Raw genomic sequence first — 20,860 nt, 5'->3', positions numbered from 1 at the left:
GTTTGTGGGAAAAAGTCCCGCGCGGGCAACCTTACCGAGGTGGCATTGTGGTGAGTGCTGTGCCCGCCGGGGGGCCGCCCGTGCATGTTCTTCGAACCACGAAGGAGTCCAATGTCCGCACCCAACCTGACTCGCGACCAGGCGATCGAACGCGCCTCGACAGTGCAGGTCGAGAACTATCGCATCGAACTCGACCTGACCGACGGAGCGGGCCAGCCGGGCGAGCAGACCTTCTTCTCCCGCAGCACGGTCACTTTCACCGCGACCGCGGGCGCGAGCACGTTCATCGATATCGTCGCCCGCGGCGTCCGCTCCGCCGTGCTCAACGGCACGCCGATCGACGTCGCCGACTACGACGAAGCCAAGGGCATCACTCTCACCGGTCTGGCCGAGCGCAACGAACTCGTCGTCGAGGCCGACTGTGAATACTCCAATACCGGTGAGGGCCTGCACCGCTTCGTCGACCCCACCGATGACGCGGTCTACCTGTACTCGCAGTTCGAGACCGCCGATGCCAAGCGCATGTTCGCCTGCTTCGATCAGCCCGATCTCAAGGCCACCTTCGATATCAGCGTCACCGCCGCACCGAACTGGAAGGTCATCTCCAACGCCGCCGCGGTCGATACGCTCATCGCCGAGCCCGGTAAGCACCTGTTCCGCACCACCCCGCGGATGAGCACCTATCTGGTCGCGCTCATCGCGGGCCCGTACGCGGAATGGACCGACGCCTACACCGACGATCACGGCACCATCCCACTCGGCATCTACTGCCGGGCCTCGCTCGCCGAACACATGGACGCCGAGCGCCTGTTCACCGAGACCAAGCAGGGATTCGGCTTCTACCACAACAACTTCGGTGTGCCCTACGCCTTCGGCAAGTACGACCAGCTGTTCGTCCCGGAGTTCAACGCGGGCGCGATGGAGAACGCGGGCGCCGTTACGTTCTTGGAGGACTACGTCTTCCGGTCCAAGGTGACCCGGGCGTCCTACGAGCGCCGCGCCGAGACGGTACTGCACGAAATGGCGCATATGTGGTTCGGCGACCTGGTCACCATGAAGTGGTGGGACGACCTGTGGCTGAACGAGTCGTTCGCGACCTTCGCCTCGGTGCTGTGCCAGTCCGAGGCGACCGAATACACCAGTGCCTGGACCACTTTCGCGAATGTGGAGAAGTCCTGGGCCTACCGGCAGGACCAACTGCCATCCACCCACCCGATTGCCGCCGACATCCCGGACCTGCATGCGGTGGAGGTCAACTTCGACGGGATCACCTATGCCAAGGGCGCTTCCGTGCTCAAGCAGCTGGTCGCCTATGTCGGGCTGGAGCCGTTCCTCGCCGGTCTGCGCGCCTACTTCACCGAACATGCCTACGGCAACGCCACTTTCGACGATCTGCTCGCGGCGCTGGAGCAGTCCTCGGGCCGCGATCTGTCCGGCTGGGGCGCGCAGTGGCTCAAGACCACCGGCTTGAATATCCTGCGCCCGGATTTCGAGGTCGACACCGAGGGCAAGTTCACCTCGTTCGCCGTGGTGCAGGAGGGCGCCGCACCCGGTGCGGGCGAACGTCGCGTCCATCGCCTCGCCGTCGGCGTCTACGACGATCAGGACGGCAAGCTGGTGCGCACCAAGCGCGTCGAACTCGATCTCGATGCGGCCGAGCGCACCGACGTCCCGGAGTTGGTCGGCGTGCCGCGCGGCAAGTTCGTGCTGGTCAACGATGACGACCTCACCTACTGCTCGGTGCGCCTGGATGCCGACTCGCTCGACGTGCTGGTGAACCGCATCGCCGATATCGCCGAACCGCTGCCCCGCACGCTGGCCTGGTCGGCCGCCTGGGAGATGACCAGGCAGGCCGAGTTCCGGGCCCGCGATTTCGTCGCACTGGTCCACCGCGGCATCGGCGCCGAATCCGAAATCGGTGTGGTGCAACGACTCCTGATGCAGGCGAACACCGCGATCGGCAGCTACGCAGATCCGGAATGGGCCAACACCACCGGCTGGCCGGAATACGCCAACCGGCTGCTGGAACTCGCGCGCGAGGCCGAAGCCGGTTCGGATCACCAACTCGCCTTCGTCAACGCACTCACCGGCGCGAAGCTGTCGGCCTGGCATACCGAGGTGCTGCGCGAACTGCTCGACGGTGATCCGACGAAGGTCGGCCTCCCCGGCCTCATCGTCGATACCGATCTGCGCTGGCGGCTCGTGACCGCGCTCGCCGCCGCCGGTGAGATCGACGTCGACGGTCTCGCCACACCCACGATCGATCAAGAGTTGGCCAACGATCCGACCGCCGCCGGTAAGCGCCATGCCGCGGCCGCCGCGACGGCCCGTCCGATCGCCGAGGTGAAGGAGCAGGCCTGGACGACGGTGATGTCCGACGATTCGGTCCCGAATATCACCGCCCGCTCGATCGTCGGCGGCTTCGCGCCCAATGGACAGGGTGAGCTGCTGACACCCTACGTGGAGCGCTATTTCGCCGAGGTTCCCGGCGTCTGGGAGCGCCGCTCCAGCGAGGTCGCGCAGACCGTGGTCGTCGGGCTCTACCCGGCCTGGGCGATCAGCGAGGAAGCCGTCGCGACGGCGGACAAATTCCTCGCCGATGACCATCCGCCTGCGCTGCGCCGCCTGGTGAGCGAGGGCAAGGCGGGCATCGAACGCTCGCTGCGCGCCCGCGCCTTCGACGCCCAGGACTGAATGTCACCGAGGCGGGGCGTGCGTTGATGCGCACGCCCCGTCCGCATTTCGGCAGCGGAAACGCAACCGGCGCGTCCACCTCAGCGGTGAACGCGCCGGAGCACGCGGTATTGGATCAGCGACCGATGGCCGCGGCCATCACGCGAACCGCGGAGACCAGGCCGTCGATGAGCTGGCCCTGCCGGAACGAGCTCAGCGCGGCGGTGACGCCGAGCTGGCAGACGCGGTCATTGGCGCGATCGGCGACCTCATGGCCGGAGCGCACCTCGATGGCCTTGTCATTGGGCGAAACCGCGATGAGCACCGAACGCGCGGCCTCGGGAGTCGCGGGGAAGACCGCGTCCGCACCGGCGGCCGGATCAGCGCCGAGATCGCCGATGTAGATGTTGAAGCGCACCTTGGTCGCGCGGGTCGCCTCGGTGAGCACATTGTCCATGGCGAGCCGCTCGTCATCGCTGAAGGGGGCTTCCTTGAACACCGCACCGGCCTCGTGCACACCCGAGACCCGGCCGCTGCTGGTGACCACCGATCCGTGCGGCAGTTCGGATTCGACTACCGCGGGCCAATTAGAACTTGCCACTTGCCCGTCCTCCGATCAGCTCCACCGGGGTGGATTCGATTGCCGCATGGTGCCCATGCGACGACGACTCAGGATCGTCGTAATGACCCAATCCGGTCACCTCGTCGGTCGCACTCCACAGCACGGCAGGCTGGGTCCACTTCTGCCCGAGGTCGAAGTGGACCGGCTTCTCGCCGGGCAGTGGCTTGCCGAGATACGACAATCCGGCGATCGCGCCGTAGATCACCAGCGGGATGCCGAGGAAGATCAGCACTGTCTCGAGAATGCTCACGGACTAAAGGTAGACGATCCCCTGTAGTAGTTCGCGCTCTGGTCGAACTCGTGTTGTCCCCTCACACCAGCCAGGCGGCGGCATTCGCGGGCAACTGTCCGTTCACCGGCGGGGCGCTGGTGAGCAGTACATCACCCGGCGGCAGCGAGATCGGCTCGGGCGAGGCATTCAATACACACACCAGTCCACCGGGTCGCCGGAAGGCCAGACAACCCGCCGGACTGCCGTACCACTCGATCCGTGGACCAGCGAATTCCGGTCGGACACCGCGTAATTCGATCGCCAGGCGATACAGCGACAGCGTGGAGCCAAGCGCCTCCAGCTGCGCCTCGACAGACGACGACGCCCACTCCGGTGGTATCGGCAGCCAGGACTGTTCGGCCGTGGTGAAGCCGAACGGCGGTGCCGCGCCCTCCCACGGAATCGGCACCCGGCAGCCGTCGCGTCCGCGCTCGGTATGTCCGGAACGTTCCCAGACCGGATCCTGCAGCACCGCATCGGGCAGATCGTCCACATTCGGCAGTCCCAGTTCGGCGCCGTTGTAGATGAAGACCGCACCGGGCAGCGCCAACTCCACCATGATCATCGCCCTGGCCCGCGCCACCCCCACCGGACCGCCGCCGTAGCGGGTGACCTCGCGCTCGATGTCGTGGTTGGACAGGGTCCAGGTGGGCGATGCGCCGACCGGCGCGACCGCCGCGAGCGAATTGTCTATGGCGGCCCGCACGAGATCGGCGGTGAACTCCGCCTCGGCGAGGCGGAAATTGAAGGCAAGGTGCAGTTCATCCGGTCGGACGTATTCGCCGAAGCGGGTGTTGTCGTCGACCCACACCTCACCGATCGAGACCGCATTCGGATACTCGTCGAGCACCTTGCGGATGCGGCGGTGGATCTCGTGCACATGCGGATTGTTGAAGCGCGGATCGCTGTCGTCGTGCACGAGCATCTTGGTGTCGACGCGCGCCATATCGGGCAGGCCGTCAGGTTTGGCCATGCCGTGCGCGACATCGAGGCGGAAGCCGTCGACGCCGCGGTCGAGCCAGAACCGCAGCGTCTGCTCGAAATCGGCGGCGACCTCGGGATTCTGCCAGTTCAGATCGGGTTGCTCGCGCGCGAAGATGTGCAGGTACCACTGCCCGGGGGTGCCGTCGGGCTCGGTGATACGGGTCCAGGCGGGTCCACCGAAGATGCTCGGCCAGTTGTTCGGCGGCGTGGCGCCGTCGGGTCCGCGGCCGTCGCGGAAGATGTAGCGCTCGCGTTCGTGGCTGCCCGGTGCGGCAGCCAGTGCCGCGGCGAACCACGGATGCTGGTCACTGGTGTGGTTGGGTACCAGGTCCATGGTGACCTTGAGATTGCGGTCGTGCGCCTCGGCAATCAGCTCGTCCATCGCCGCCATACCGCCGAACAGCGCGTCGATATCGCGCGGATCGGCGACGTCGTAGCCGCCGTCGGCCATCGGCGAACGCATCACCGGACAGATCCAGAGCGCGTCCACCCCGAGCAGTTCGAGGTAGCCGAGCTTCTCGCGAATTCCGCCGAGGTCGCCGATCCCGTCACCGTTGGAGTCCGCGAACGATCTCGGATAGACCTGGTAGAACACGGCCGACCGCCACCAAGGTTGGTCGGTGCGATCCACCGGCGCCGGTGTGGCAGGTGTATCAGTCACATCCGCAATAGTGCCAAAGATTTTCGGTAAATTCGCCCAGGCTCAACTGTGTTCTATGACATCCGGCAAATTTTCAGCGTTTGCCCAACCCGGGCCGAAACCCTGGCGCCGACCCGGAATTGGACGAAATGATCTCACCAAGCCGCATTCATCAGCGAATTTGCCGCCATCTCCAAATAGTCGAGCAATGCCTTGCGATGCTCATCGTCCAGGATTTCCGGTTCGATTTCCGCCACGCCGATGCGCATGCAGCGCAGCCAGGCGTCGCGCTCCACCGGACCGATTTTGAACGGCATATGCCGCATCCTCAGCCGCGGGTGCCCGCGTTCGTCGGAGTAGGTGCGCGGGCCGCCCCAGTACTGCTCCAGGAACATGCGCAGGCGTCGCTCGGCCGGTCCGAGGTCCTGCTCCGGGTACAGCGGGCGCAGCACCTCGTCATCGGCCACCTCGCGATAGAACGCCGCGACGATGCGCTGGAACGTCTGCGCCCCGCCGATCGCCTCGTAGAACGACGTGGCTGTCTGCTCGCCGGAAGTCATCGAATCCTCTCGATCGGGGCCGGGCCGTAGTGTCTCGAGCGACCCATAAGCGATCGCCAGCGGCCGCCGTCCATTGTGCCCGCGTTACGAACCGGCGGCCCTTCAACCACAGTTCATCCGACATTGTGCGAAATCACCGTGCAATACCAGGCGTTCCATGGTCAACTGGGTGGCAGTCTCTGCCGAGATACCACATGATCTTGATGATAAAGAAACCGGGGTCACCATGAAGCAGCGGCACGGCCGATCACATGAGGCCAGGACGCACCGACAACTCCAGCCCGCCGACGTCCACAATCGTGGGTCGGGGGCTACTCCGCTGCACATCTTGTCCGACCACCATCCGGGTGCCCATCGCACCGGTGAGCCCGCTCACCACATTCCACACCTCACGCCCGTCCAGAACGAGGCCGCCAACTGGTTGAAGCGCCGGGTGCTGCTTCTGAATGCCACCTACGAGCCGCTCACCGCCTTGTCCGCGCGCCGCGCCGTCGTACTTCTCATCTGCGATAAAGCCGACACCGTCCACCACGACCCCGATGGCTCGGTGGTGCATTCCGCCGAATCCGCCGTCACGATTCCATCGGTCATCCGGCTGCGCAGCTATGTGCACGTGCCCTATCGCGCGCGTGTCCCGATGACCCGCGCCGCCCTCATGCACCGCGACCGCTACCGCTGCGGCTATTGCGGTGGAAAGGCGGAAACCATCGATCACGTCATCCCGCGCAGCCGCGGCGGTGAACATTCCTGGGAGAACTGCGTCGCGAGCTGCGCGCCGTGCAACCACCGCAAGGCCGACAAGCTACTCAGCGAGCTCGGGTGGACGTTGCGTTCGCCGCTGGTTTCGCCGAAGGGCCCGCATTGGCGACTGTTGTCCACGACCGCCGAGCTGGATCCGGTGTGGTTGCAGTATCTCGGCGAAGGCGCTGCCTGACCTTCACGTGTATTCGACGACCAGCGTCGCCCAGGTGTCCGGTTCGAGGGCCTCGAAGACGTGCGGTGCGTCGCCCGGGTAGGCGATGTAGTCGCCGGGCACCAGCTCGACCGGTGCGTCGATCGGGCCGACGAGCGCACGACCACTGGCGAGGAGCACGTGCTCGACCACACCTGGGATATGCGGCTCCGATTTGCGCGCATGACCCGGCTCGGAGGTGATGCGGAAGAGGTCGCGGCGGGAGTTGGCCGGACCGGCCGCCAGCAGTGTTGCGCGGTACTCGGACTCAGCGGCGGCCACCACCGGGCCCTCCCCCGCGCGGATCACGTGAACGGTGGGACGCGGCGGATCGAGCAGCCGCGAGAAGGGCATATCCAGGGCGACGCACAGCGCCCATAAAGTCTCCAGGCTCGGATTGCCCGTACCCGATTCCAGTTGGGACAGTGTGGATTTCGCTACGCCCGCCCGGTTGGCGACCTCGGTCAGCGATAGCCCGGCGCGGGTGCGCTCGCGGCGCAGGGCAGCGGCGATCACCGCCTGTGGCGTCGTCGAACTCTGCTCCATTTCCGCTCCCGTCGAGTAGCTGCTCAACAGAGAACCATATTGACGAATCGTCCCGCCATGTTCACTATAAGCTACATGCGTTCGATATGGCGAACACTCGATCGGGACACACTCGCCGGGATCGCGGCGGTACTGCTCGCGGTCGGGCTGATCGGTGTTTCCTACGGCGCGACCGCGGTCACCTCCGGATTTCCGCTCTGGGTACCGATTGTGCTCGGCATCGTGGTGCTCGCGGGCGGTGCGGAGTTCCTGTTCATCGGGATCATGGCCGCCGGTGGTAGCCCGATCGCCGCGGTACTGGCCGGACTGCTGGTCAATGCCCGGCATCTGCCGTATGGGCTGTCGGTGCCCGATGTGGTCGGCACCGGATGGCGGCGGCGCATCGGCGTGCACGTGATGAACGACGAATCCGTCGCGCTGGCGCTGGCCCAACCCGACGTGGCCCGTCGGCGGGCCGCGTATTGGGTGAGCGGGTTGGGTGTGCTCGTCGCCTGGCCGGGTGGTGCGGCGATCGGCGCGCTGATCGGCACGGTGGTGCCCGATACCGGTGCGATCGGGCTGGACGCGGTATTCCCGGCGGTGCTGTTGGCGCTGATCATGCCCGCACTCCGGGCACGCGGCACATTGCGCGCCGCACTCATCGGGGCCGTCGCCGCCGTGGCGAGCGCACCGTTTCTACCCGCGGGAATGCCTGTGCTGGTTGCCCTTTCCGGGCTCTTGTTCGCGATGTCGACCGAACAGCACGACGAGGAGCCGGGCTCCTCCGGAACGCAAACCGCATGATCGGGCGAAACACGAAAACAGTCCGGAAAGAACCGAGAGGGGCGCAGGTGTGAATACCCCGATCCTGCTGGTGGCCATGTCGGCACTCTCCGCGGGAACGTACGCCTTCCGTTCGTCGGGCCCCGCCCTGCGCAACCGCATTCGCTTCCCGGAGCGGGCGACCAAGCTCCTGGAAATCGGCGCGGTGGTCCTACTAGCCGCCATGGTCGCCATCACGACCCTGCCCACCGGCTCCGGCAATATCGGATTCGCCCTCCCCGCAGGCGTTCTCGTCGGCGGACTGCTGGCCTGGCGCAACCAGCCCATGCTCGTGGTGATCCTCGCCGCCGCAGCCACCACAGCCGTCCTGCGTCTGCTCGGCGTGACCTGACTCCCACGCCACCGTCGAGACCATTCGACTACGTTCGACGGAACCCAGGCCCCACACAGCAATACGGCAGAAGCTATCTGGGCACGGCACTAGCTGGGAGTGAGCGGGATGCCGCCACCTTGACGGCGAGCGACGGATCCGTACCGGGCATCGATTCGCAGCCAGGTCTTGGTGGCGCGGACCCGGACGATCTCGGTGGCCGGGATGCGGCGCGGATCGGCCTTATCGCCGGAGTGCGGAATGAAATCCATTGCGGTGAGGGCGAATACGACCCGCATCGGGACCTGCACCTGAACCTGCGCCGCGGACACCGTGAGCACCGTCTGGTCCAGCAGCGAGGCGGGCGGGCCGTGATTGCTGCCGTGCTCCTTGGCCAGTGCCGCGCCCTGTTCGGCGAGTTCGACCAGGGTGCGCGCGGGCACATCGTCGACATGTTCGAAACCGACATCCGGCGGCAGCGCACCGCGCCATGCCGAATCCATCGAGTAGCCGAGATCGATCGGACTACCGGAGGGCAACCCGGCCAGCACCAGATCGGCACCGACGGTGACATCGTCGACGCCGAGTTCGGCGACCACGGTGCGCACCGCGAGCGCCTCGAAACCCGTTGCCACCCAAGCGGATACATAGCGCTCCCCGCGACGGCGCATACGCACCACCGCCGCGGGGTCCAAGCGCACCGCCCGAGTCAGAAACGTCGCGAGATTCTCCCGCTCGGCGGGATCGGAAACATCGAGCACCCGCTGCCCCGACATCAACGCGCCACCATCTTTGCGCCGCAACCGGATTCAGCCACCACACGACCATTCCACCACGGCCACCGATCGAGCCCGACACGCCCGCCCGATCGGCCACCACAACTCGGCGAGTCGATTCGCCCCGCTGTCACTCTCTCCACTCGGCGAGGTAATCACGTTCGGAGTCGGTGAGCCGACGCAGCCGCTGCGAGCGCATATCGAAGGCCGCGATCTGAGTCGAGGCGACCACCGCGGGCGGCGAGTCCGGGTCCGCGCCATTGGCGCGGACCTCGTAACCGATGGTGAAGTCGACCGCGCGCAGCTGCTCGATCCACATGGCGATATCGAGCGGCGTGTCCTCGTGACGCAGCTGGCCGCGGTAGCGGACCCGCAGGTCCGCCAGCACACAGCCCTCGCGCAATGGCGCGGTCGGGCGTCCGTCCTCGAACAGCCACGGAATCCGCGCCTCCTCCAGCAGCGTCACCATGCGGGCATGGTTGACGTGCTGGAACACGTCCATGTCCGACCACCTGACGTCTACCTTGGCGTGGAAGCGCTTGGGCAGCAGCAGACTGCCACCAAGCGCTCTGCCATTACCGTTCAGCGAACTGGTCAACGCGGTACCTCCGATTGAGCGCCCACCCCGCTCACCATGCTTCGCACTTGCCGCGCCGCAACCGACAGCGTGGCGAGATCGTGGGTTCCGGACTCGAACAACTCCGACAGCGCGGCCCGAGCGCGCCCGAGCCGGGACTGGTTTTTCGACTCCCAGTATGCAATCTTCTCGTCCGCTGTCTCCTCGGGGTCGCCCGCGGAGAGCACGTCGAGGGTCAGCGAGCGCAGCGATCCGTACATATCGTCGCGCAGTGCGAGCCGGGCCAGCGCATGCCAGCGATCGCCGCGTTCCAGGTGGCTGACCGCCTGCAACAGCCAATCGATCTTGAGGTGATCGTTGAGCGCGTAGTACAGCGAGCCGACCTCGTCACCGTCGCGATCGGTGATATCTGCGATATCCAACACATCGAGCAGCGGGAACAGATTCAGCAGCCCGAAGACCTCGGTGGCGAGGTCGGTCGGCGCGCCACGGGCGATCACTTCGGCCGACTGATCGGTCAGCGTCGAGACGTGATGGCCGCGCAGCCAGCCGGGCACCTTCGGCGCCAGTTCCCGCACGCCCCGGCTGTATCGATTGATCTCCGCGCCGACCGCGATCGGCTGCGGGCGGTTGCTCAGCAACCAGCGCGAGGCGCGGTCCAGTGTCCGCTTGGTCTCCAGCTCGAGTTCGTCGCGCACCGACACCGCGACATCGGTGGCCCGGATCCGCGCCCACATCTCGTGCAGATCGAAGATCTCGCTGGCGGCCGCGAATGCGCGCACCGCGTCGGTCGAACTGGCGCCGATCTCCTCGTTCAGCCGATGGGCGTAGGAGATGCCGCCGTAGTCGACCATCTCGTTCACCACCATGGTGGTGGTGATCTCTCGACGCAGCCGGTGCCGCTTGATGGCGGTGCCGAAACGCTCGCGCAACGGCGTCGGGAAGTACTCCGACAGCCGGGTGGCGAAGTAGGCGATATCCGGCAGATCGGTTTCGAGCAGATCGGCCTTGAGCGAAAGCTTCACATGCGCCATGAGATTGGACAATTCCGGCGAGGCGAGGCCGGTGCCCTCCTCGAGCCTGTGCTTGATCTCCACGTCCGAGGGCAGCGCCTCGAGCTCGCGATCCACCCCGCGCCGCGCCTCCAGATCTTCGATGAGCCGCTGGTGCACATTCAGCATCCGGGGTGCCTCGGCCCGGGAGATGCCCATCAGGAAGTTCTGGGAGACGTTGTCCTGCAACACCATCTGGGCGACTTCATCGGTCATCGAGGCGAGCAGCGGATTGCGTTCGGCCTCGGGCAGCACGCCCGCGCTGACCACGCCGTCGAGCAGCACCTTGATATTGACCTCGTGGTCGGAGCAATCGACACCGGCCGAGTTGTCCAGTGCGTCGGTGTTCATCTTGCCGCCGTTGCGGCAGAACTCGATTCGGCCGAGCGCGGTCGCACCCAGATTGCCGCCCTCACCGATCACCTTGACCCGCAGCTGATTTCCATTGACGCGCACCGCGTCATTGGACTTGTCGCCGACCTCGGCATTGGTCTCGGTACTCGCCTTGATGTAGGTGCCGATGCCGCCGTTCCACAGCAGCTGCACCGGCGCGAGCAGGATCGCCCGCACCAGTTCCGGCGGCGACAGCGCGACCACATCGTCGGCCAGCCCCAAGGCCTTTCGGGCCTGCGGACTGATCGGCACCGACTTCACGGTGCGATCCCAGACGCCACCGCCGGTGCTGATCAGCGAGGTGTCGTAATCGGCCCAGGACGAGCGCGGCAGTGCGAACATCCGCTGCCGCTCCCGGAACGAGGTCGCCGAATCGGGTTCCGGATCCAGGAAGATGTGCCGGTGGTCGAAGGCCGCGACCAGTCGGATGTGCTCGGACAGCAGCATGCCGTTGCCGAACACATCGCCACTCATATCGCCGACGCCGACCACGGTGAAATCGGTGGTCTGGGTGTCGATATCCATTTCCTGGAAGTGGCGTTTCACGCTCTCCCACGCGCCCTTGGCGGTAATACCCATCGCCTTGTGGTCGTAGCCCGCCGAACCACCCGAGGCGAATGCGTCACCGAGCCAGAACCCGTAGCGCTGGGCCACATCATTGGCGATATCGGAGAAGGTCGCGGTGCCCTTATCGGCGGCGACCACCAGGTAGGTGTCATCGCCGTCGCGACGGATCACCCGCGCGGGCGGCAGTACCGCACCGGTCGCGCGGTCGACGTTGTCGGTGACATCGAGCAGGCCGGAAATGAAGGTCCGATAGCACTCGACGCCCTCCGCGCCGAGCGCCTGCCGATCCGCGGTCGGATCACCGGTGGCCGCGGGCGGCTGCTTCACCACGAATCCCCCCTTGGCACCGACCGGCACGATGACCGCGTTCTTCACCGCCTGCGCCTTCACCAGGCCCAGGATCTCGGTGCGGAAATCCTCCAGCCGGTCCGACCAGCGCAACCCGCCTCGGGCCACCGGACCGAAGCGCAGATGCACACCTTCGACCCGCGGCGAGTACACGAAGATCTCGAATTGCGGCTTCGGCTTGGGCAATTCGGCGATTTCGCGCGGTTCCACCTTTACCGAGATGTATCCGCGCGGATTGCCCTTGGCATCGGTCACGTAGTAGTTCGTCCGCAGCGTCGCCTTGACCAGCGACAGGATGGCACGCAGAATCCGGTCGGCATCCAAGCTGACGACCTCATCGATGCGGCCGCGCACCCGGGTCTCCAATTCCGCGGCATGCTCGGCCGATTCGGTATCCGGATCGAACCGCGCCGCGAACAGATCGACGAACAGCCGCGCGATATCCGGGTAGGCGAGCAGCACCCTGGTGATATTCGCCTGGCTGTACGGGAAGTCGGCCTGCTGCAGGTACTTCGCGTACATCCGCAGGATCGATACCGTGCGCCAGGTCAGCCGGGCGCGCAGCACGAGTTCATTGAGCCCGTCGGCTTCGGCACGGCCGAACCAGACCGCTTCGAAGGCCTCGGTGAACCGATCGTGCAGCCCACGCTCCTCCGATTCCAGCGCATCGGCTCTGGCCGAGGACTCCAGCAGTTCCGCGTCCAGATCCCGGTCCAGCGAGCTGCGCAGCAGCTCCGGGCGGGCCAGCAGGCCGAAGTCGTAGATCCAGCGTTCCCCGCCCTCATCACCGACTACCGGATCCAACAGAATCTGATATGGCCGCTCGTCGACCACCTCGACACCGAGGCTCTGCAGCACCGGCAGCACCTGGCTCAGCGAGATGCCGCTGCCGCCGATGTAGAGGGTGAACCGCCACGAACCCGGCACCGAATCAGCACGGCGATACAAGTATTGGTCGATGGAGCCCGCTGCGAGGCCCTCCAGCCGGACCACGTCGGCCAGTGCGCGCTCGGCGGCGAAATCCTGTTTGTACGCCTCCGGGAAGGCATCGCCGTAGCGCTGTACGACGCCGGGATCCAGCACGGTCGAGGTGTTCACCGCATCGTTGAGGCGGTCGTCCCAGGTGTGCGTCGCCTCGGCGAGCAGGTTCTGGATGCGCAGCCGATTGGCCTCTGAGGTATCGGCCTGGGCCATCGACTCGCGTGGCACCCCGAGCTCGGACTCCGGCATGCGCACCGTGAAATACACACTGGCCAGCTCACTTTCGCTGACCCGCGCCGAGTAGTCGATGGAGACACCGCCCAGTTCGCGCACCAGGATTTCCTGCATCTCCAGCCGCACCCGCGTGGTGTAGCGATCCCGGGGCAGATAGACCAGGCACGCGACGAACCGGCCGTAGCTGTCCGAGCGCAGGAACAGCCGAACCTGTCGGCGCAGACCGACATTCAGCACCGCGGTCGCGGTGCGACGCATGGTCTCGGCATCGGAGGAGAACAGTTCGGTGCGCGGGAACGACTGGATCACCTCGAGCATGGCCTGCCCGGAGAACGAATCCAGATCGAAGCCGCTCTCCTCGATCACCGAGCGCACCCGACGCTCGATCACCGGTATATCCAAGACGTTCTCGTGCACCGCGGTAACCGTGAAGACACCGATGAACAGGTGCTCGCCGACGATGGTGCCGGACTCGTCGAAGTCGGCGACGCCGACGAAGTACGGGTATACCGAGCGGTGCACGGTGGCGGGCACCAGGCCCTGGGTGAGCATGAGCAGCGGGCCGTCGCCTGCGTTGATCGGCACCCGGAAGTCGGTGCCGACATCAGGGCGCAGCACGCCGAGGCAGGTACCGGGCAGCGGGTTCGAGAGCGTCTGGCCCTCATCGGCGCTGAGCTGATAACGCGCATAGCCGAGCACGGTGAAATTGCCACTGGCCAACCAGCGCAACAGATTCGCGGTATCGATCAGATCGGTATCGGAGAACGGCGCATGCCCGGATTTCGCCGCCATCTCCAGCTCATCGGCCAGCTTGCTCTGCACCTGCTTGATGGCCTCGGTATCGCCGATCACCTGACGCACATCCGCGACCACATCCGGCATGGACTGCTCGATCCGGTCCAGCAGGGCCGCACTGGTCGACGGGTGCAGTTGCAGGTGCATCCACGATTCGCGCATGCCGTCGGTGCCGTTGCTGTCGACCTCGTGCGGTGCCGCGCTGGTCAGCCGTCCGTCCGGATCGCGCGTCACCTCGAAGATCGGGTGGATTACCTCGCTCACGCTGACGCCCATTCGGCTCAGCGACGAGGTGATCGACTCCACCAATAGCGACATATCGTCGGTGACCAACTGCACCGCGGCGCCGAGCCCGGAGCCGTCGTCGGGGTGGTAGACCCGCACCAGCGCCCGCCCGACCGGGCGAGTCATCGCGAGTTCCATATGCCGCCGGAAGATCTGGGTGATCCCGGTGATCGCGCAGTCCACATCGCCCGCGTCGACGTGGCGGAAATACGCCTCCTCGAGGGTTGCGAGTTCGCCGCGCAGCGACTGCGGCAAACTCGCGGCCCACGCCGCGCTGGACAATTCGGACGAGACCGTCATTTTTTCGCCAACTCCCTCGGATTCGGTTCCGCAACAAAGTGACGCCGGTCCGAGAGTAGCTGTGCCATGCTGACGCGTGGGTGAAATCCCTTCTAAATGCAGGGTGTTCACCGAACCGCAGCGTTCGCCGCTTGATTGCCGAGGTCGATGGTCTCGGCACAGCACCCGATCGGACCGGCGACGTCAGGTAGACGCAATCGCGGTGGTAGCGACCCAATGCCCGGACTGCGCCTGCGCATGCACGTAACCCACCATAGTCAGATCTTTGGAAGGGCGTGTGTCGACCGTATTTCCTTCGATGAAGACGCCGCGCGGTGCGCCTTCGCCGCAATTCCTTCGGCAGAACGACCGTACGACGTCGTCATGCACAGATGTCATCGCCTCGGCCGCGGTCCGCAACCCGGTGCGGCGGCTCGGTGCCGGAGGGTGTCCGGGCAGTAGGGATCATGGGTAGCTCGGACTGCGCCTGCTACCTCCGCGAGGAGCATGCAACCCGGCCCTATCCGCTGCTTCCCCTTCGCCGAAATATGGTGGGGCGGCCCGAGAGAGCGACCCCGTTCGGCTCACCCGACGGGACAGTCGCACACGGCAACCGCCCCGCGGGACGCCGGACTCAGTCGCGGGTGAGCTTGCGGTGTGTCACCCGGTGCGGGCGGGCCGCCTCCGGGCCGAGGCGCTCGATCTTGTTGGCCTCGTATGCCTCGAAGTTGCCCTCGAACCAGAACCACTTGGCCTCGTTGTCGTTGTCACCTTCCCACGCCAGGATGTGGGTGCAGGTGCGGTCGAGGAACCAGCGGTCGTGCGAGATGACCACGGCGCAGCCCGGGAACTGCTCGAGCGCGTTCTCCAGCGAGCTCAGCGTTTCCACGTCGAGGTCGTTGGTCGGCTCGTCGAGCAGGATCAGATTGCCGCCCTGCTTGAGGGTGAGCGCCAGGTTCAGGCGGTTGCGCTCACCACCGGAGAGCACCCCGGCGGGCTTCTGCTGATCCGGACCCTTGAAGCCGAATGCGCTGACGTAGGCGCGCGAGGGCATCTCCTGGTTGCCGACCTCGATGAAGTCCAGCCCCTCGGAAACCACCTGCCACACATTCTTCTTCGGGTCGATGCCCGCGCGGTTCTGGTCGACGTAGCTCAGCTTGACCGTCTCGCCGACCTTCACCTCGCCGCTGTCCGGCGACTCGAGCCCGACGATCGTCTTGAACAGCGTGGTCTTACCGACGCCGTTCGGACCGATGACACCGACAATGCCGTTGCGCGGCAAGGTGAACGACAGATCCTTGATGAGCTGACGATCGCCGAAGCCCTTGTCCAGATGTGCGACCTCGACGACCACACTGCCCAGGCGCGGACCCGCCGGGATCTGGATCTCCTCGAAGTCCAACTTCCTGTGCTTCTCGGCCTCGGCAGCCATCTCCTCGTACCGGCCGAGGCGAGCCTTGTTCTTGGCCTGGCGAGCCTTGGCGCCGGAACGCACCCAGGCAAGCTCCTCCTTCAGCCGCTTCTGCAGCTTCTGATCCTTCTTGCCTTGGACCTCGAGACGCTGGGCCTTCTTCTCCAGGTAGGTGGAGTAGTTGCCCTCATACGGGTAGGCGCGACCGCGGTCGAGTTCGAGGATCCACTCGGCGACATTGTCGAGGAAGTAGCGGTCGTGCGTGACGGCGAGGACGGCGCCCTGGTAGGAGGCCAGATGCTGCTCGAGCCACAGCACGCTCTCGGCATCGAGGTGGTTGGTCGGTTCGTCGAGCAGCAGCAGGTCGGGCTTGCTGAGCAGCAGCTTGCACAGCGCGACGCGGCGGCGCTCACCACCGGAGAGGTTGGTGACCGGCTCGTCCGGCGGCGGGCAGCGCAGCGCGTCCATGGCCTGCTCGAGCTGGGAGTCGACATCCCAGGCATCGGCGTGATCGAGGTACTCCTGCAGTTTGCCCATTTCGTCCATGAGCTCGTCGGAGTAGTCGGTGGCCATGAGTTCGGCGATCTCGTTGAAGCGATCCAGCTTCACCTTGACCTCGCCGAGGCCCTCCTCGACATTGCCGCGGACCGTCTTCTCCTCGTTCAGCGGCGGCTCCTGCTGCAGGATGCCCACTGTGGCACCCGGCGCGAGGAAGGCGTCTCCGTTATTCGGCTGGTCCAGTCCGGCCATGATCTTCAGCACGCTGGATTTACCCGCGCCATTGGGGCCGACGACGCCGATCTTCGCGCCGGGAAGGAAGTTCAAGGTGACATCGTCGAGCACGACCTTGTCGCCGTGCGCCTTGCGAACCTTCTTCATCTGATAAATGAACTCAGCCATAGAGGAAAGCCTATCGGTGTGGGTATCGATGGAATGCAGCAGAGCCACCACTGTCGCCGGGGTATCCGGCCGTGCGATCAAGCGTCGACGGGCTCGGTATCCGCGAGCCGGGGCGGTGCGGAAGTCAGGGACGTCGCGTCCTCCCCCGGTCCCTCCCCATCGACGCGTGCACGGTCATCAGCGCTGGATCGGTCACAACTATTCCGTGCCAGGGTACTGGGTCCGGATGCCGCGCCCGAAACCGCGCGCCGGACCACCTGCGCGGTGCAGCGGGACAGGTCCGGGCCGATCGAGGTGGCGCGCATCTCGACATCACGCCGCTCCACGCCGTCCCTGGCCCGATACTCGTGCGTGCGCAGCTGGCCGTAGGCGATCACCGGATCGCCGCGCCGCAGTGAAGCGTCGACACCGACCACGAGACGACGCCAGCAGCTGACGGTGAGGTAAAGGGTCCCGCTGTCGACCCACTCACTCGTCTCGGGATTGAACCGTCGCGAATTGCTCGCCATCCGGAAGGTCACCACCTGCTCGCCATTGGTCAGATCGCGCTTGACCGGATGGGTGACCACGGTACCGACCACGGTAACCATCGATTCATACATTGTTGCGCCCCTTTATATTTCGATCCGTCAGGCTCCCCGGTCCCGCACCGAGATGCCCTTTCAGCCTGACGGTTCCGAACCCCCTCCGGCCGCCCCGATTCCCGAATGTGGACAACTTCGCCGCATGTGGACAGTTACCGCTTCACATCCCGAGCGGGCTAGAGCACCGACAGATCGGTATTGGCACCACACAGCACGATCACGGGCCGCTCCCCCTCGGCAGGTACATACGCACCGCTCTGCACGGCGGCCAACGCCGTCGCCCCCGCGAGTTCCACCACGACTCGGAACTCGCGCCACAGGTATTCGCGCGCGGTCGAGATGGCATCGTCGGTCACCAGCAGCGACCGGACTTCATAGCGCCGCGCGACATCCAGCGCGATATCCCCGATTCGATTGGCGCCCAAGGAATCCGCCGCGATGCTGCGGACATTCACATCCACCGGCCGATCCGCGAGCAGCGCGGAGTTCAGCGTCGGAATGCCCTCGGGTTCGATTCCGACCACCTGCTGCCGCCGCCCCAGCGCCGCCGCGATACCGGCGACCAACCCGCCGCCACCGACCGCGACCAGCACTGGCGGCCGCCCGCGCACCTGCTCCTCCAACTCCAGCCCGACGACACCGGCGCCGGCGACCACGGCGGGCAGGTCGTAGGCGTGCAGCTGCAGCGCACTCCGCTCTTCGGCGAGCTCGGTCGCGTACTGGTAGGCCTCGGCGTAAGTCGTTCCGTGCCAAAGCACCTCGGCACCGTAGGACCACATCGCGGCCACCTTGGTATGCGGCGCCGACTCCGGAACCACCACCGTGCACGTCTTACCGAGACGAGCCGAGGCCAGCGCGGCCGCGATTCCGGCGTTCCCGCCGGAGGCGATCACCACGTGGTCGACCTGAGCCGAGGACTCCAGCAGCGCATTGAAACTGCCGCGCACCTTGAATGTCCCACCGTGCTGCAGGTATTCGAGTTTCAGCGTGACCGGCACCGGCCCGTTCGGTCCGATGATCGAGGTATGGAAGACCGGCGTCTTGCGCACCTGACCGGTCAGCCGTCTGCGGGCCGCCCGCACATCGGACCGATATACCCGTCGGGCGTGCCTGTTCTCAACCACCGCGGTACCCCGCTCACTCACGCTTGCACCTCGATGGGAGCTCAATGACGTATTCCTCGATCACGTTTGGCCAGTTCGGCGAACATGGCATTGTGGGCGGCCAGCTCCGCGTCGTGGTCGCGGTCGGCGGCCCGGTCGGTCCGCTTCGCGAGTTTCGCGTCGCTGCGTGACCACTGGATGAGCAGTGCCAACATCACCACGACCAACGGCAGCTCACCACTGGCCCACGCCAGGCTACCGCCGGTGCGCTGATCACCGAGCAGGTCGCTGTTCCAGCCGAGGGCAAGACTGCGGAAGAACCAGCCGCCCATCACGGTGGTCATGCTCATCAGCGCGATGCCGAAGAAGGCGTGGAAGGGCAGCGAACCGAACACCATGCCCAGCTTCGTCAGCGGCTGCACTTGGCGCGGTTTGGGGTCGATGCCGATGACCACCCAATAGAACAGATAGCCGCTGAGCAGGAAATGCAGATTCATCAGCAGATGCGCAGCGTGGGAATCGACGAACGAGTCGTAGATGCCGCCCATGTACAGGGCGTAGAACCCGCCGACGAAGATCACCGACGCGACGATCGGATGGGTCAGAAAACGCGAGACCGGATTGTGCACCGCGGCCAGAATCCACTCCCGCGGCCCGGAAACACCGGTACGCCCAGCCGCTGGCAATGCCCGCAGTGCCAGGGTGACCGCACCGCCGAGCGCGAACAGAATCGGCGCGAGCATCGATAACGCCATGTGCTGTCCCATGTGCACGCTGAAGACCGCTGGCGAATACCGGCCCACCCCGGAGGAGGTGGCGAAAAGCAGGATCACGCAGGCCGAGAGCCAGGCGATGGTCCGCCCGATCGGCCAGGCATCGCCGCGCGCGCGCAACCGCCGCACCCCGAGCAGGTACAGCACGGCAAGCACGATGGCCAGCGTGCCGAAGATCAAGTCGAAGCGCCAGTCGAACAGTATTCGCGCGGCCGTCGGCGGGCCGTCGAGGTTGTAGCCGAGTTCCACCTCGGCCGGTGTCGGCACGCTGGTCGGCGGCGGTGGCGGCGTGCGCCCCAACCCGACGGCCAGACCCATGGTCGCCGCGAAGATCAGCACCTCCAGCCCACCGAATCGGATGAGCGCGGCCCGGTCGCGCGGATTCGCGGCGAGCGCGGGCAGGCTGGCGCGGCGCTGCATATAGCCGAATACGCCGAGCACCACCAGTGCACCGGCCTTGGCGATCACGAGTCGGCCGTAGGTGGTGGTGAACAGATCGCTCCACGGCACCCGCACCCAGGAATTGATCACACCACTGACGCCGATCACCACGAAGGCGATGGTGGCGGTGAGCGAGAACCGCCCGGCCGCGATATCGGTGTGTTCCCCGCCACGCATCGCGTGCGCGAGCACCGCGAACAATCCACCGACCCACACCGCGGCCGAAACCAGATGCAGGATCAGGCTGTTGGTGGCCAGGTCATGCGCGCCGCCCGCGGACGAATGTCCGGTCAGTGCCAGCGGCATCATCGCCACGATCGCGCCGCCGAACAGCACCGGGGCCCATCCCCACCGCAGCGCGAGTCGGCAACCCACCGCGACGATCAGCGCGAGCACCACCGTCGTGCGCCAAGCCTGGGCCAGCTCCACTTGATCGATCGCGCGCCACAACTGCTCCGGGCGCCAGATCTGCCGCACCGGCTGCCCGGTGGTGTCCGAGACCGTCAGCGGGATGAGCAGTGCCGCACAACACGCCCATGTCAACGCGAAGTTCGAGGCGCGCCGCACCGCGCGATATCCGCCGACATCGAGCAGCCCATTGGACTGCGGCGGCACCAGGAACGCGGCGAGCAGCAGCGAACCAACGGTCAGCGCTGCGGACAGATCGGCGAGTGCGCGGACCGCGGGCAGGCCATAGGTGGTCAGCGATCCCGGATCCGGAATGCCGAGCAGGCTCAACGCCTGCGCCGCGGACAGTCCGACGATCATCGCGGCGACCACCGCCGCGATCGCACCGGCCAGTACGGTCAATGTCGCGAAGCTCGCCCGGGAGCCCGGCTTACCCGCTTCGAGCTCGGGTGCGACGGGCTGGTCCTGCGGTGACGACATGGCACTGAGCGTAGTCGGCCCTTAATGCGTGGCCCGGCGGGGTTTGGGCCGATATGGTGGCTAACGGATCGGAGGTGCGATGTCGATCATGCC

16 protein-coding genes are annotated in these 20,860 nt (G+C 66.1%); 4 read left to right on the top strand and 12 right to left on the bottom strand.

Annotation, left to right across the window (positions count from 1 at the left end):
- Window positions 1–111: 111 nt before the first annotated feature.
- Complete coding sequence (pepN, locus tag NA5_RS29905; RefSeq protein ID WP_062992036.1) at window positions 112–2,694, top strand: aminopeptidase N; 2,583 nt, start codon at window positions 112–114, stop codon at window positions 2,692–2,694.
- 115 nt (window positions 2,695–2,809) lie between these two features.
- Here the strand turns inward: pepN and NA5_RS29900 are convergent, their stop codons facing one another.
- From NA5_RS29900 to NA5_RS29885, 4 genes are all read right to left on the bottom strand, one after another.
- Window positions 2,810–3,274 carry a DUF5130 domain-containing protein gene (locus tag NA5_RS29900; protein ID WP_062992034.1) on the bottom strand — a complete coding sequence of 155 codons (465 nt, stop codon included), beginning with the start codon at window positions 3,272–3,274 and terminating at the stop codon, window positions 2,810–2,812.
- Window positions 3,261–3,545 carry an aa3-type cytochrome oxidase subunit CtaJ gene (gene ctaJ / locus NA5_RS29895; RefSeq protein ID WP_062992032.1) on the bottom strand — a complete coding sequence of 95 codons (285 nt, stop codon included), beginning with the start codon at window positions 3,543–3,545 and terminating at the stop codon, window positions 3,261–3,263. The genes NA5_RS29900 and ctaJ overlap by 14 nt, the downstream gene beginning before the upstream one ends.
- A gap of 61 nt (window positions 3,546–3,606) precedes the next feature.
- A complete protein-coding gene (locus tag NA5_RS29890; protein WP_084484524.1) occupies window positions 3,607–5,211 on the bottom strand; it encodes a glycoside hydrolase family 13 protein in 1,605 nt (534 codons plus the stop codon).
- 134 nt (window positions 5,212–5,345) lie between these two features.
- Window positions 5,346–5,750 carry a globin gene (locus NA5_RS29885; RefSeq protein WP_062992030.1) on the bottom strand — a complete coding sequence of 135 codons (405 nt, stop codon included), beginning with the start codon at window positions 5,748–5,750 and terminating at the stop codon, window positions 5,346–5,348.
- Window positions 5,751–6,078: 328 nt separating this feature from the next.
- Here NA5_RS29885 and NA5_RS29880 point away from each other — a divergent pair, with 328 nt between their 5' ends.
- The gene (locus NA5_RS29880) at window positions 6,079–6,684 is read left to right on the top strand and encodes an HNH endonuclease (protein WP_371856469.1); all 606 of its coding nucleotides are present in this window, start codon (window positions 6,079–6,081) and stop codon (window positions 6,682–6,684) included.
- A gap of 3 nt (window positions 6,685–6,687) precedes the next feature.
- Here the strand turns inward: NA5_RS29880 and NA5_RS29875 are convergent, their stop codons facing one another.
- Window positions 6,688–7,248: a helix-turn-helix domain-containing protein gene (locus tag NA5_RS29875; RefSeq protein WP_062992028.1), complete on the bottom strand. Its 561-nt coding sequence runs from the start codon at window positions 7,246–7,248 to the stop codon at window positions 6,688–6,690.
- Between the two features lie 75 nt (window positions 7,249–7,323).
- Between NA5_RS29875 and NA5_RS29870 the strand changes: the two genes are divergently transcribed.
- Both NA5_RS29870 and NA5_RS29865 read left to right on the top strand, forming a co-directional pair.
- On the top strand, window positions 7,324–8,031 hold the full coding sequence (locus NA5_RS29870) for an AzlC family ABC transporter permease (RefSeq protein WP_062992026.1): 708 nt from the start codon (window positions 7,324–7,326) through the stop codon (window positions 8,029–8,031).
- A 49-nt stretch (window positions 8,032–8,080) separates the two neighbouring features.
- On the top strand, window positions 8,081–8,401 hold the full coding sequence (locus NA5_RS29865) for an AzlD domain-containing protein (RefSeq protein ID WP_063813670.1): 321 nt from the start codon (window positions 8,081–8,083) through the stop codon (window positions 8,399–8,401).
- 89 nt (window positions 8,402–8,490) lie between these two features.
- On the opposite strand, the gene NA5_RS29860 is transcribed toward NA5_RS29865, so the two are convergent.
- The 7 genes from NA5_RS29860 to NA5_RS29830 form a co-directional block, all read right to left on the bottom strand.
- Window positions 8,491–9,156, bottom strand: coding sequence for a DUF8185 domain-containing protein (locus NA5_RS29860; RefSeq protein ID WP_062992024.1), 666 nt, complete (start codon window positions 9,154–9,156; stop codon window positions 8,491–8,493).
- A gap of 130 nt (window positions 9,157–9,286) precedes the next feature.
- The gene (locus NA5_RS29855) at window positions 9,287–9,742 is read right to left on the bottom strand and encodes an acyl-CoA thioesterase (protein WP_443093749.1); all 456 of its coding nucleotides are present in this window, start codon (window positions 9,740–9,742) and stop codon (window positions 9,287–9,289) included.
- An 8-nt stretch (window positions 9,743–9,750) separates the two neighbouring features.
- Window positions 9,751–14,688 (bottom strand): NAD-glutamate dehydrogenase, encoded by a 4,938-nt coding sequence (locus tag NA5_RS29850; protein ID WP_062992019.1) that lies wholly within the window; start codon window positions 14,686–14,688, stop codon window positions 9,751–9,753.
- Between the two features lie 613 nt (window positions 14,689–15,301).
- Window positions 15,302–16,978 carry an energy-dependent translational throttle protein EttA gene (ettA, locus tag NA5_RS29845; RefSeq protein ID WP_062992129.1) on the bottom strand — a complete coding sequence of 559 codons (1,677 nt, stop codon included), beginning with the start codon at window positions 16,976–16,978 and terminating at the stop codon, window positions 15,302–15,304.
- 77 nt (window positions 16,979–17,055) lie between these two features.
- A complete protein-coding gene (locus NA5_RS29840) occupies window positions 17,056–17,580 on the bottom strand; it encodes a single-stranded DNA-binding protein (protein ID WP_062992017.1) in 525 nt (174 codons plus the stop codon).
- A gap of 158 nt (window positions 17,581–17,738) precedes the next feature.
- Window positions 17,739–18,707, bottom strand: coding sequence for a threonine/serine dehydratase (locus tag NA5_RS29835; RefSeq protein WP_084484523.1), 969 nt, complete (start codon window positions 18,705–18,707; stop codon window positions 17,739–17,741).
- A 20-nt stretch (window positions 18,708–18,727) separates the two neighbouring features.
- The gene (locus tag NA5_RS29830) at window positions 18,728–20,767 is read right to left on the bottom strand and encodes a bifunctional copper resistance protein CopD/cytochrome c oxidase assembly protein (protein ID WP_062992014.1); all 2,040 of its coding nucleotides are present in this window, start codon (window positions 20,765–20,767) and stop codon (window positions 18,728–18,730) included.
- Window positions 20,768–20,860: the final 93 nt, after the last annotated feature.

Origin of the sequence: Nocardia anaemiae NBRC 100462 (genome assembly GCF_001612725.1) — a bacterium.
Classification (GTDB): Bacteria; Actinomycetota; Actinomycetes; order Mycobacteriales; family Mycobacteriaceae; genus Nocardia; species Nocardia anaemiae.
Note: the sequence above shows the minus strand (reverse complement) of the source record. Positions and strands in the feature narration are given on the sequence as shown.